General features: G+C 67.2%; 13 protein-coding genes. 5 read left to right on the top strand and 8 right to left on the bottom strand.

Going from position 1 to position 11,439, the window contains the following annotated elements; translation table 11 throughout:
- Positions 1 to 144: 144 nt before the first annotated feature.
- On the bottom strand, positions 145 to 432 hold the full coding sequence (locus tag ACWPKK_RS03185; RefSeq protein WP_324865531.1) for a DUF2849 domain-containing protein: 288 nt from the start codon (positions 430 to 432) through the stop codon (positions 145 to 147).
- 142 nt (positions 433 to 574) lie between these two features.
- Positions 575 to 1,132, bottom strand: coding sequence for a precorrin-2 dehydrogenase/sirohydrochlorin ferrochelatase family protein (locus tag ACWPKK_RS03180; RefSeq protein WP_452000997.1), 558 nt, complete (start codon positions 1,130 to 1,132; stop codon positions 575 to 577).
- Positions 1,133 to 1,564: 432 nt separating this feature from the next.
- On the opposite strand from ACWPKK_RS03180, the gene ACWPKK_RS03175 reads away from it, so the two are divergent.
- Genes ACWPKK_RS03175 through cysC form a run of 3 tightly spaced genes read left to right on the top strand, consistent with a single transcriptional unit; the run spans position 1,565 to position 4,936 of the window.
- Positions 1,565 to 2,272, top strand: coding sequence for a phosphoadenylyl-sulfate reductase (locus ACWPKK_RS03175; RefSeq protein ID WP_452000995.1), 708 nt, complete (start codon positions 1,565 to 1,567; stop codon positions 2,270 to 2,272).
- Positions 2,269 to 3,066, top strand: coding sequence for a sulfate adenylyltransferase subunit CysD (gene cysD / locus ACWPKK_RS03170; protein WP_310114473.1), 798 nt, complete (start codon positions 2,269 to 2,271; stop codon positions 3,064 to 3,066). The genes ACWPKK_RS03175 and cysD overlap by 4 nt, the downstream gene beginning before the upstream one ends.
- Position 3,067: 1 nt before the next feature.
- Positions 3,068 to 4,936: an adenylyl-sulfate kinase gene (cysC, locus tag ACWPKK_RS03165; RefSeq protein ID WP_452000994.1), complete on the top strand. Its 1,869-nt coding sequence runs from the start codon at positions 3,068 to 3,070 to the stop codon at positions 4,934 to 4,936.
- 74 nt (positions 4,937 to 5,010) lie between these two features.
- Here cysC and ACWPKK_RS03160 read toward each other — a convergent pair whose 3' ends face one another.
- Positions 5,011 to 6,246 (bottom strand): MFS transporter, encoded by a 1,236-nt coding sequence (locus ACWPKK_RS03160; protein WP_324865520.1) that lies wholly within the window; start codon positions 6,244 to 6,246, stop codon positions 5,011 to 5,013.
- A 118-nt stretch (positions 6,247 to 6,364) separates the two neighbouring features.
- Between ACWPKK_RS03160 and ACWPKK_RS03155 the strand changes: the two genes are divergently transcribed.
- On the top strand, positions 6,365 to 7,252 hold the full coding sequence (locus tag ACWPKK_RS03155) for a LysR family transcriptional regulator (protein WP_452000993.1): 888 nt from the start codon (positions 6,365 to 6,367) through the stop codon (positions 7,250 to 7,252).
- A gap of 121 nt (positions 7,253 to 7,373) precedes the next feature.
- Positions 7,374 to 8,465, top strand: a complete 1,092-nt coding sequence (locus ACWPKK_RS03150) for an NAD(P)H-dependent flavin oxidoreductase (protein ID WP_452000991.1) — start codon at positions 7,374 to 7,376, stop codon at positions 8,463 to 8,465.
- Between the two features lie 31 nt (positions 8,466 to 8,496).
- Here ACWPKK_RS03150 and ACWPKK_RS03145 read toward each other — a convergent pair whose 3' ends face one another.
- From ACWPKK_RS03145 to ACWPKK_RS03125, 5 genes are all read right to left on the bottom strand, one after another.
- On the bottom strand, positions 8,497 to 9,525 hold the full coding sequence (locus ACWPKK_RS03145; protein ID WP_452000990.1) for a GGDEF domain-containing protein: 1,029 nt from the start codon (positions 9,523 to 9,525) through the stop codon (positions 8,497 to 8,499).
- Positions 9,526 to 9,625: 100 nt separating this feature from the next.
- The gene (locus tag ACWPKK_RS03140; protein WP_452000989.1) at positions 9,626 to 10,150 is read right to left on the bottom strand and encodes a pentapeptide repeat-containing protein; all 525 of its coding nucleotides are present in this window, start codon (positions 10,148 to 10,150) and stop codon (positions 9,626 to 9,628) included.
- 31 nt (positions 10,151 to 10,181) lie between these two features.
- Positions 10,182 to 10,685, bottom strand: coding sequence for a thioesterase family protein (locus ACWPKK_RS03135; RefSeq protein WP_452000987.1), 504 nt, complete (start codon positions 10,683 to 10,685; stop codon positions 10,182 to 10,184).
- Entirely contained in the window at positions 10,682 to 11,098 is a 417-nt protein-coding gene (locus tag ACWPKK_RS03130) for a HEPN domain-containing protein (RefSeq protein WP_452000986.1), read from the bottom strand. Before ACWPKK_RS03130 ends, ACWPKK_RS03135 begins: the two co-directional genes overlap by 4 nt.
- Positions 11,088 to 11,414 carry a nucleotidyltransferase domain-containing protein gene (locus tag ACWPKK_RS03125; RefSeq protein ID WP_324865506.1) on the bottom strand — a complete coding sequence of 109 codons (327 nt, stop codon included), beginning with the start codon at positions 11,412 to 11,414 and terminating at the stop codon, positions 11,088 to 11,090. The genes ACWPKK_RS03130 and ACWPKK_RS03125 overlap by 11 nt, the downstream gene beginning before the upstream one ends.
- Positions 11,415 to 11,439 lie beyond the last annotated feature (25 nt).

Genomic DNA, 11,439 nt, shown 5'->3' with positions numbered 1-11,439 from the left:
TGCTCGACGCGCTCGGCGACGAACTGCCGGTCGATCTCGTCGTAATGATAGATGCCGGCACGGGCGCCGGGCGCGATGTGGTTCATGTCGATAAACCCTAAAGGGCCGCCGGAACGGCCAGCGTTCATTAATTGAGGCAGGAAGTCAGGCGGCCTGCTTGCCCAGATCCAGGCGCACGGTCGGGCCGGCGGTGCGGATGCGCTCGCGCATCGTCGCCGGGACCGGGATGCCGTCCTGCTCCACCACCTCGAAGGCGTAGATGTCGACGCCGAACTGCTCGCGCTCCGCCTTTTCCTTGGCGGCGGCCAGCACCCCGTCGGCCTCGGCGCGCGGGAACAGCGCGGCCTCGGCGAAGGACTCGACCCACACGCCGCCTTCGCCCAGGAACACGACTTCCCCGTCGCGCAGGCGGTTGGCGGTGATGGCTTTCATCGATCCTTCCTTCGATCGATCCTTGGCCGACATCTGGCTCTCCTGGCTGGTCGTTCTCGAACGCGTTTGGTGTCTTACCCGAACCGGTGAGGGTCCGGCAGTGAATTCGGCGCGGCGGCGTGGGAGGCGGCGCGGGAGGTCCTCACGGCAGCCATTTTTCCCTATCGATCATCGCGCGGGTCTCCTTGGCGACCTCGGCCATCGACGCCCCCTCCGCCCGGCGGCGGTTGCGGAAGTCGGCGATGGTGCGCAGCCGCTCCGCCCACTCTTCCGGGAACAGCGCCTCCAGCCGCTGGCGCAGCAGGCTGGCGAGCGTCGGGCTGCGGCCGCCGGTGGAGACCGTCATCACCAGATCGCCACGCCGCACCACGGAGGGCGAGTGGAAATCACACAAGGGGATGACATCCTCGACATTCACCAGCACGCGGCGCGACCGCGCCAGCTCCGCCAGTGCCGTCTCGGTCTCCGGCCCCAGCCCCATGACATACAACACGCCGACCGTGTCCAAATCCTTGGCATCCGGCAAAGCTCGCACCAGACGGTCACCGGCGAGTTCGGCCAATTCCCCATCCGGAACCGGTGAAAACACCGCCGGGTCAGCCCCGCCCTCGCGCAATTGCGTCAGGCGCCGAACCGCGAGCGGACCGTTGCCGGCCAACGCGATCGCCACACGCGACGGGTCGAGCGCCAGCGGAATCATGGCCGTACCGCCGGAGCGGGCGACGCGGAGCGGCGGACGCCAGTCCCTATGATGGAGATCATGTGCATGGCGGTATTTAGCCCAGGCCCGCCGACACAATCAACATATTTCACACAAAGTTCTGCAGCGCAGCACAAGCCTATTAAACAAGTAGAGAATGTATTTACGTTGCACGGGTTTTCCGCCGGTGTTAATGTGCAAACACGAACGGTAAATCTACTAGTAAAGTAGATAATATGGCCACCGCGAAAGGCAGCTGACGATGGACGCCGCGACACGGGTGAAACATCTGACCGACAGCTATGGCACCTATTAAACAAGTAGAGAATGTATTTACGTTGCACGGGTTTTCCGCCGGTGTTAATGTGCAAACACGAACGGTAAATCTACTAGTAAAGTAGATAATATGGCCACCGCGAAAGGCAGCTGACGATGGACGCCGCGACACGGGTGAAACATCTGACCGACAGCTATGGCACGCTGGAAGGCGCGCCCTTGCTGGCCGCCATGCACGACGTGTTCGGCGGGCGCATCGCACTGCTGTCCTCTTTCGGCGCCGAATCCGCGGTGCTGCTGGCGCTGGCCGCCGAGGCGACGCCGGATTTCCCGGTTCTGTTTGTGAATACCGGCAAGCTGTTCGGCGAGACCCTGCGCTACCGCGACCAGTTGGTGAAGCGGCTCGGCCTCCGGGATGTGCGGGAGATCGGCCCGACCGCCGACGACCTCGCCGCCGGCGACAAGGACGGAATGCTGTTCAACCGCGATCACGACGCCTGCTGCCACCTGCGCAAGACGGTGCCGCTGGACCGCGCGCTGGCCGCCGCCGGGCTGGAAGCCTGGGTGACGGGGCGCAAGCGGTTCCAGTCCGCGACCCGCGCCGCCCTGCCCCTGTTCGAGACGGAGGGGGGCCGCGTGAAGGTCAACCCGCTGGCCAACTGGGACAAGGACCGGCTGGAGGAGGAGTTCACCCGGCGCGACCTTCCGCGCCACCCGCTGGAGGCCGACGGGTTCCTGTCGATCGGCTGTTACACCTGCACCGAGCGAGTGGCGCCCGGCGCCGACCCGCGCTCCGGCCGTTGGGCCGGCAGCGCCAAGACCGAATGCGGCATACACACCACCATGATTGGAATCGCCCGATGAGCGCCGATCTCGACCAGCTCGAAAACCAGAGCATCTATATTCTGCGCGAAGCCTACAACCGCATCGACAAGCTGGCGATGCTCTGGTCGATCGGCAAGGACAGCAACGCGCTGCTCTGGCTCTGCCGCAAGGCGTTCTTCGGCCGCATTCCCTTCCCCGTCGTGCAGCTCGACACCGCCATGGAGCTGCCGGAAGTCTACGAGTTCCGCGACCGCATCACCAAGGAATGGGGCCTCGACCTGAAGGTGGAGCAATGCCCGCCGGAAGAGGAGATGGACCAGACCCTTCCCCCCCTGACGCGTGCCGCCGCGCGCAAGACGGAAGGCCTGAAGAACCTGCTGCGCGACCACGCCTATCAGGGCGTGATGGTCGGCATCCGCCGCGACGAGCAGGCGACCCGCGCCAAGGAGCGCGTGTTCTCGCCCCGCTCGCTTGAAGGCGACTGGGACGTCAAGGACCAGCCGGCGGAGTTCTGGGACCATTACAAGACCCGCTTCCCCGAAGGCGTGCATGTCCGCATCCACCCGCTGCTGGCCTGGACCGAGCTGGACATCTGGCGCTATTCGCAGCGCGAGGGCATTCCCATCGTTCCGCTGTACTTCGCACGCGACGGCAAGCGCTACCGCTCGCTGGGCGAGAAGAACATCACCTTCCCGGTCGACAGCACCGCATCCACCATCGACGAGATCATCGCCGAGCTTCAGGTGACCCGCATTCCGGAGCGCGCCGGCCGCGCGATGGACAACGAATCCGAAGACAGCTTCGAGCGCCTGCGCAGCGTGGGGTACATGTAAGATGCCGCATTCTCAACTTCGCATCGTCATCGTCGGCCATGTCGACCATGGCAAGTCCACGCTGATCGGCCGCCTGCTGAACGACACCGGCAGCCTGCCCGACGGCAAGGTGGAGCAGGTCCGCGAGATGAGCCGCAAGCGCGGCATGCCGTTCGAATGGGCCTTCGTGATGGACGCGCTCCAGGCCGAGCGTGACCAGGGCATCACCATCGACACCACGCAGATCCACTTCAAGACGGCGCAGCGCCCCTACGTCATCATCGACGCGCCGGGCCACACCGAGTTCTTGAAGAACATGGTGACCGGCGCCTCCCAGGCGGACGCCGCGCTGCTGGTGATCGACGCCGACGAGGGCGCGCTGGAACAGTCGCGCCGCCACGCCTTCCTGCTGCATCTGCTGGGCGTGCGTCAGGTCGCGGTCGTCGTCAACAAGATGGACAAGGTCGAGTTCTCCAGCCGCCGCTACGAAGTCGTGGCGCAGGAGATCAAGGACTATCTGGCCGAGCTTGGGTTGCAGCCGAAGGCGGTGATCCCGGTGTCCGCCCGCAACGGCGACAACATCGTCAGCCGCAGCGAGCAGTCGGACTGGTATCTCGGCCCCACGGTGATCGAGCAGTTGGACGCCTTCCGTCCGCAGCAGACCTCGCCCGACCAGCCGCTGCGCCTGCCGCTGCAGGACGTCTACAAGCCGGACGACCGCCGCATCCTGGCCGGCCGCATCGAAAGCGGACGGCTGCGCGTCGGCGACACCCTGCACTTCTCGCCCACCGGCGCCAGCGCCAAGGTGGTCAGCATCGAGGCGTGGAACCATCCGGAGACCGTGCTGTCGGCGCAGGCCGGGCAGAGCATCGGCATCACCCTGGACAAGCGCATCTTCGCCGAGCGCGGCCACATCGCCCACCATCAGGCCGACGCCCCGACGCTGGCCCACCGGCTGAGCGTGCGGCTGTTCTGGCTGGTGTCGGACCCGCTGGTGGTGGGGAAGACCTACACGCTGAAGATCGCCACCGCAGAACACCGCGTGACGGTGGAGCAGGTGACGGCGGTCATCGACGTGGAGGATCTGTCCAGCACCCCCGGCAAGGCGGTCCGCCGCAACGAGGTGGCCGAGGTCGTCCTGCGCTCCCGCTCGCCGATCGCGCTCGATCTGGCATCGGCCCTGCCGCGCACCGGCCGCGGTGCCCTGATCGACGGCAACGACGTGGTCGGCGGCTGCCTTGTGGTGGAGATCGAGGACGCCGCGGCGGCCAACATCACCGAGGTGTCGCACACCGTCTCGCTGGAGGAGCGCGCCCAGTCGAACGGCCACAAGGGCGGCATCGTCTGGCTCACCGGCCTGTCCGGTGCCGGCAAGTCGACGCTGGCGATGGCGCTGGAACGCGCGCTGTTCGACCGCGGCTGGCAGACCTTCGTGCTGGACGGCGACAATGTGCGAAACGGGCTGAATGCGGGCTTGGGCTTCTCCGCCGATGACCGGGCGGAGAACATCCGCCGGGTGGCCGAGACGGCGAAGCTGTTCGCCGACGCCGGCATGGTGGTGATCGCCTCGCTGATCTCGCCGCTGAAGTCCGACCGGGCCAAGGCGCGGGTGATCGGTGGCGAGCGCTTCCACGAGGTGTATGTCGCCGCCGACCTCGCCACCTGCGAGGAGCGCGATCCCAAGGGCCTGTACAAGAAGGCGCGCGCCGGCGAGATCGCCGAGTTCACCGGCATCTCCGCCCCCTACGAGGCGCCGGACCAGCCCGAACTGGTGATCGACACCGACGCGCTCGGCCGCAGCGAGGCGTTGGCCCAGCTGCTCGACTATGTCGACGAGACTTTGGGCAAGAACAGCCTGAAGTCGGAGAAAGAGCTGACCTACGTCATTTGATGGGCGTGATCTGAGGGTCGGCGTCACTGTGGTGGAGCTTCGGGCGCGGGGGAAAGACCGCGCCCGACGTGTTTTCACGCGGCCTTGCTGTCACTGCGGTAAAATGCGGTGACGACCAGCGCCGCGCACGCCACCGCCAGCGGCAGGAACGAGATCCACAGGACGGACTCCCACCCGTAGCTGGTCAGCAATCCGCCGGAGGCAAAGGAGCCGAAGGCCATCGTGCCGAAGACGATGAAGTCGTTCAGCGATTGCACCCGCGTCTTCTCCTCCGGCCGGTGGCACTCCAACACCAGGGCCGAGGCGCCGAGGAAGCCGAAGTTCCAGCCCACACCCAGCAGGATCAGGCTCACCCAGAAATGGGCCACATCCAGCCCCATCAGTCCCACGGCGGCGGACGCGGCGATCAGCGCCAATCCGGCGGCGACCAGGCGGGGAGCGCCGAAGCGGGTGATGAGACGGCCGGTGAAGAAGCTGGGGGCGTACATCGCGATGACATGCCATTGCAGGCCGAGATTGGCCGATTCCTGCGACAGGCCGCACAGCCGCATCGCCAGCGGGGCCGCCGTCATGATGAAGTTCATCAGCAGGTAGGACACCACCCCGCAGATCACGGCGGTGATGAAGCGGGGCTGGCGCAGGATCTGGCCGGCCGACCGCCCTCCGGCCACCTCCGCCGCCGTCGGCTTCGGCAGACGGACGCCGAGCAGGACGAGCGCCGACAGGGCGGCGACCGCGGCCTGGGCCACATAGGTCGCCGCGAACAGGTAGGGCGGCCACAGGTTCATCGTGTGGGTGACCAGTTGCGGCCCGACGATTCCGGCGACCACGCCCCCCGCCATGACGGCGGACATCGCCCGCGGGCGGCGCTCGGGCGAGGTGCAGTCGGCGGCGGCGAAGCGGAAGGAGAGCACCACCGCGGCATAGGCGCCGCCGGGGATCATCGCCGCGCAGAACAGCCAGAACGACCCCAGCAGGATCGCAAGCCAGGACAGCAGGCCGACGAGGACGCCGCATCCTGTACCGGCAAGGAATGCGGCGCGCCGGCCATACAGGCGGGCGATGGTCCCGGCCGGCAAGGTGCACACCGCCATTCCCACCACGAAGATGGAGATCGGCAGCGTCGCCAAAGCCGCGCTGGGCGCCAGCGTGTTGCCGACGATGGCGCCGGTGGCATAGACGACCACCGCATTGGCCCCGGCAAGCGCCTGCGCGACGACCAGCCGCGTGACGTTTCCGAACTCGTGCCGGCTGACGGAGGTGGAGGCGAGTTCGGTATCGGCGGCGTGCGTGGCTTCGGCTTGCGGCATGGCGATCCTCGGGCGGTGCGTCGGCCAGTGCCGGCGGGAACGGTTGATCCATGAGTAACCGTCGCCCATTATGAACGGAAATGGTTTGTTCTCATGGATGGATGAGCGGGAGTCATGAATGATCGACCGCCAGCTTCTGGCGATCCTGCGGGAGGTTGACCGCCTGGGCAGCGTCACCGCCGCCGCCGGACGGTTGAACGTCAGCCAGTCGGCGCTGAGCCACACGATCCGCAAGGTCGAGGAACGCTACGGCATCGAGATCTGGACGAAGAAAGGACGCAGCCTCCGCTTCACCCAGGCCGGCAAGCATCTTCTGGCGCTTGCACAGCGCGTGCTGCCGCAGATCGAGCATGCCGAGCGGGTTCTGGCCGATTTCGCCTCGGGCCAGCGCGGGGCGCTGCGGGTGGGGATGGAATGCCACCCGTGCCAGAAATGGCTGATGCGGATGACCGCGGCCTATCTGACGCAATGGCCGGACGTGGATCTGGAGGTTCGCACGGCCTTTCGTTTCGACGGAATCGCCGCGCTGCAGGACAACGAAATCGACCTCCTGATCACGCCTGATCCGATCACTTCACCCGATATCCTCTTCACGCCCGTCTTCGACTACGAACTGGTCCTGGTGGTGCATGAAGCCCATCCACTGGCCGCGCGCGGGCTGGTCCAGCCGCAGGATCTGCAGGACGAGGAGCTGATCACCGTTCCGGTCGGCCTTGAACGGCTGGATGTCTTCACGCGCTTCCTCGTGCCTGCCCATTGCCGTCCGCGCCGCCACCGGACGGCGGAGACGACCGACCTGATGCTGCAGCTGGTCGCCGCCGGACGCGGGGTCACCGTCCTGCCGGATTGGCTGGTTCGCGAGGAGGGCGCCCACCTGCCCATCCGCTGCTTGCGCCTCGGCCCCGACGGCATCGGCAAGAGCATCCATCTCGGTACCCGCCGCGGCGAAGAGGCGGTCGAGTACATTGCGGGCTTCCTGGCGCTGGCACGGGAGATGGACCGATAACGGCCGCGGCGACCGCACCCTCCCTTCACCCGAAGTGAACGCCGCCTTCAGAACTAGTCATTGGCCGTGAAAGCCGGCGGGGCGTAGCATCGCTTGCGTTGTCGAAGCGACGGAGACGGACATGCCCTCTTTCATGGACTCCCTTGACCGGCTCGGGCTGCGCTCGCCGGTGATCCAGGCGCCGATGGCGGGCGGTGGCGATACGGCGGCGCTGGTCGCGGCGGTCAACGAGGCCGGCGGCCTGGGCTTCGTCGGGGCGGCCTACCTGACCGACGCGCAGATCGCCGAGCGAGCGCTCGATATCCGCAGCCGTACCGCCTTGCCCTTCGGCATCAACCTGTTCGCACCGACGCCGGCACCCGGTCCCGCGCCGATGATGGCCGACTCGTTGGCCCGTGTTGCACCTTTCTACGCCGAGCTTGGGCTGCCCGCACCAGAGGCGCCATCTTATGCCGGCGACGGGTTCGACCGGCAGTTCGCGTCGCTGCTGGACAGCGGGGCGGCCTACTACAGCGTCACCTTCGGACTGCCGCCGGCCGACAGCGTGGCGGCGGCCAAGGCGCGCGGCATGCGGGTGCTGGGCACCGCGACCACGGTGGCGGAGGCGGTGGCGCTGGAGCAGGCCGGCGTCGATGCGGTGATCGCCCAGGGCAGCGAGGCCGGTGGGCATCGCGGCAGCTTCCTCGGTGATCCCTGGATGGATCCGGGTGCCACTCTGATCGGGACGATGGCGCTGGTTCCGCAGGTAGCCGATGCGGTCGGTATTCCGGTGATCGCATCGGGCGGCATCATGGACGGGCGCGGCATCGCCGCGGCGTTGGCATTGGGCGCCACCGCGGTGCAGATGGGCACCGTCTTCCTGACCAGCGACGAGGCCGGCATCCCGGAGGCGCACAAGGCCGCCATCCTCACGGCACGCGAGGATCAGACCCGGCTGACCCGCGCCTTTTCCGGCCGGCCGGCCCGCGGCATCGTCAACCGATTCATGGAAGCGGCGGAGGACCCGGCGGCCCCCGACGCGGTGCTGCCCTTCCCCCTGCAGAACGCGCTGACCCGGCCGCTGCGCACCGCCGCCGGCAAGGCCGGCCGGGCGGAGTTCCTGTCGCTGTGGGCCGGCCAGGGGCTGCGGCTTGCGCAACGCCGACCGGCGGGGGAACTGGTCACGGAGCTTCTGCACGGGACCGAGGAGGTGCGGCGTCGGCTGGGCGGCTGATCAAGGGGGGCGCTGGACTCAGGCGGTCGGTTCAGGCGGTCTCGGCCATCACCCGGTTGCGGCCACCGCGCTTGGCTGCATAAAGCGCTTGGTCGGCGCGTCGGACCAGCGCCATCGCCTGCTCGCCGGCGCGGAACTCGGCGACGCCGACCGACAGGGCGACGGTGCCGTAATTGGCGTTGCGCGCCTTGTTCACGATCTGCCGGGCGCCGACGAAGCTGCGCACCTGCTCCGCCAGCTTGGTGGCGTTCTCCAGGCTTGTGCGCGGCAGGATGATCGCGAACTCCTCCCCGCCATAGCGAACGGCGGTGTCGCGGCCCTTGATGCATTCGGTCAGCATGCGGGCGACCAGCTTCAGCACATGGTCGCCGACCAGATGCCCGTGGGTGTCGTTGAAAGCCTTGAAATGGTCGATGTCGACCATCAGCAGAGACAGCGGCTGCTCATCCCGCACCGATGCGTCCATCGCCTCCTGAAGCATCAGGTCGAAGGCCTTGCGGTTGCCGATGCCGGTCAGCCCATCGGTCAGCGCCTCGCGCCGGGCATGGTCCAGGCTGACCCGCATCTCCGCCAATTGCTGGCTCGATTCCTGAAGCTGGTTTTGCAGGGCCGTCTGGCGGTCGACGATCTCCTTGGTCTCCGCCGCGATGGCGGCGACCATCGCACGCAGTTCCGGCAGGCTGAGCGGCTGGTCCAGCTCGTCCCGGAAGCCGGTCAGGGCGTTGCCGTATCGCTCCGTCTCCGACCCGACATTGCCCAGCTGCTCCAGGATGCGGCCCAGCGCGTAGCGCGCCTTGTCGGAGGTCTCGCGGATCGCCTGCGCCTCCGCATCCGTGGTGAAGAAGCGCTTGTACAGCTCGTCGCACAGGGTCTGCGAGGTGCTCTGCCCGTCGCGGCGCGCCAGGTCGACGGCGCGGGTCAGGTCCGGGTTGCGGCCGCTGAAGTAGACGTACCAGAGAGTGAAGTTTTCCGGGGTGGGCGGCAGCCGGTCGGACAGCATCCGCTCCATGGCCTTCGCGGCAAGGCCGCTGGAACGCTCGAAATCCTCCGTGATCGCCACGACCGTCGTCCGTCAAAAATCATTCGGTTTCGAACGGTACGCGGCCCAAGCCCTTACGGCAAGAAGGTTTTTGGCGATGCGGCGAGTTGTTGCAACCGCTCTAGTTGCACTGCCCAATCGAGCTTTCCGCACAGATGTGCGTGCCGTCGGTCCAGCGGGCGCCCGACAGGTCGGCGTTGCGAAGATCGGTGCCGGACAGCTTGGCCCCGGTCAAGTCGGACCGCACCAGCGACGCCCCCACCATCTTGGCATTGCGCAGGTCGGAGTCGCGGAAACTGGCGCCGGCGAGGTTGGCCCGGGTGAAATCGGCCTCGATCAGCCGCGCTCCGTCGAAGATCGCCCCCGGCGCCGTGCTGCTGACGAACCTCGCGCGATAGCCGTCGGCATCGGTCAGCTTGGCCTGCCCCAGATTGGCCCGCTGAAATGTCGCATCGCGCAGCATCGCGCCGCTGAGGTCGACCCCGGTCAGCGTCTGCCCCTCCATGGAACAGCGCCGCCAGTTGACCTTCGGCTGCGCCGCCTCGGTACAGGCGGCCAGCGCCGGCCCGGCGGAAAGGATGGTGACAACCGCGGCGACGGCCAGAAGAGAGGCGGAACGGAGCCGATTGGCGAGGGCGTTCTTCATTCCTCGATAGATGGGGGCATTGCCCGTGAACTCAAGCTCGGCCCCTGTCGGATTGGGCCGGATTCAGCCCTGCCACCGCCCGTCCCGCCTGCGGCGGCCAGGGACCGGCCGCATGGGCCGCCGCCTGTTCGGCGAGAGCCGCCGCAACCGCCGACGGGAACGGGCAGGTCTTGCGGCTGCCCAGATCGACGTGCAGCAGCATGAACTCCGCCGTCGCCGCCAGCCACCCGTCTTCCGCATGCCGCATCTCGTGGAACAGATGCAGCCGCTTGGCGTCCGCGCCCAGAACCAGCGAGTCGAAGCGGAGCGGCGCCCCTTCCGTCACCTCGCGGGCATAGGTCAGGTGGGCATCGACGACGAAGACCGACCGGTTCTCCGCCGCCACATAGGCCTTGCCGATCCCGAACCGGTCCAGCACGGCATCCGTGGCATGGTCGAAGGCCAGCAGGTAATAAGCGACGTTCATGTGCCCGTTGTAGTCGATCCACTCCGGACGGACGGTCTCGCGGTGGAGGTCGAGGGGGGTGGCGGTCATGAAAGAGGTCCATTCGCGGGATAGATGGCTGCTGCGATGCTGTCCCGCACAGCCTCGATCTCGTCCAGCCAGCCGCAAACCTCTTCTACGGTCGGTTCGTCCGTGACATCGCCCGCCTCACCCGGATACCGGTACAAGGTGGCATAAGCGGTGAAGCGGCCAAGGGGCAGCAAGCAGTCCCTTACTGGCAGATCGCGGGGGACGCGCATAACAAGGGAATCGATATCGTGGGAGCGGGGCACATCCTGTCCCAGCCAGACCAACACCGCTTTGACCAGCTTTTCAGCGGCTTGCTGGCAATGGTAAGCGGCGGCGGTGACGATGGGCGCCGGAACTGACAGACAGGCTCGCCCGGCACGCAGATCCAGGGATGCTGTCGCCAGCCATGCTTCGGGTCCGACCCTAAGGTCCATAGACCTGAACCCCCTCATGCGTGGCCTTGTAGCTCAATGTGCCGACCTGATCCTTGTTCGCTTCGAAAAAGGAGCGCCGGCATGGCACGATGTCCGCCGGGATGCCGGTCCCGGCCTTTGCCGCATGGGCGAACACAGCCGACCGCCGCTCCTTCGGCGCGTCGTCGGGTACGATCACCAGCAGGTCGTAGTCGCTGTCCTCATGGAAGTCGCCGCGCGCCCGGCTGCCGAACAGGTAGACGGCTTCCGGCTCCAGGGCCGGCACGATCCGGTCCAGCAGGAGTTGCAGCTTCTCGTCGTTCCGTGCGTCGACCATGCCCATGGAAATCCTCCGCTGCCCA

The sequence above is a fragment of the Azospirillum largimobile genome (assembly GCF_977007025.2).
The sequence above is the reverse complement of the archived record's forward strand: the minus strand, read 5'-3'. Positions and strand labels throughout refer to the sequence as shown.

Coding starts and splice junctions, on each gene's coding strand:
- ACWPKK_RS03185 (WP_324865531.1), bottom strand. CDS start 432: ATGAAAGCCATCACCGCCAACCGCCTGCGCGACGGGGAAGTCGTGTTC.
- ACWPKK_RS03180 (WP_452000997.1), bottom strand. CDS start 1,132: ATGATTCCGCTGGCGCTCGACCCGTCGCGTGTGGCGATCGCGTTGGCC.
- ACWPKK_RS03175 (WP_452000995.1), top strand. CDS start 1,565: ATGGACGCCGCGACACGGGTGAAACATCTGACCGACAGCTATGGCACG.
- cysD (WP_310114473.1), top strand. CDS start 2,269: ATGAGCGCCGATCTCGACCAGCTCGAAAACCAGAGCATCTATATTCTG.
- cysC (WP_452000994.1), top strand. CDS start 3,068: ATGCCGCATTCTCAACTTCGCATCGTCATCGTCGGCCATGTCGACCAT.
- ACWPKK_RS03160 (WP_324865520.1), bottom strand. CDS start 6,246: ATGCCGCAAGCCGAAGCCACGCACGCCGCCGATACCGAACTCGCCTCC.
- ACWPKK_RS03155 (WP_452000993.1), top strand. CDS start 6,365: ATGATCGACCGCCAGCTTCTGGCGATCCTGCGGGAGGTTGACCGCCTG.
- ACWPKK_RS03150 (WP_452000991.1), top strand. CDS start 7,374: ATGCCCTCTTTCATGGACTCCCTTGACCGGCTCGGGCTGCGCTCGCCG.
- ACWPKK_RS03140 (WP_452000989.1), bottom strand. CDS start 10,150: ATGAAGAACGCCCTCGCCAATCGGCTCCGTTCCGCCTCTCTTCTGGCC.
- ACWPKK_RS03135 (WP_452000987.1), bottom strand. CDS start 10,685: ATGACCGCCACCCCCCTCGACCTCCACCGCGAGACCGTCCGTCCGGAG.
- ACWPKK_RS03130 (WP_452000986.1), bottom strand. CDS start 11,098: ATGGACCTTAGGGTCGGACCCGAAGCATGGCTGGCGACAGCATCCCTG.
- ACWPKK_RS03125 (WP_324865506.1), bottom strand. CDS start 11,414: ATGGTCGACGCACGGAACGACGAGAAGCTGCAACTCCTGCTGGACCGG.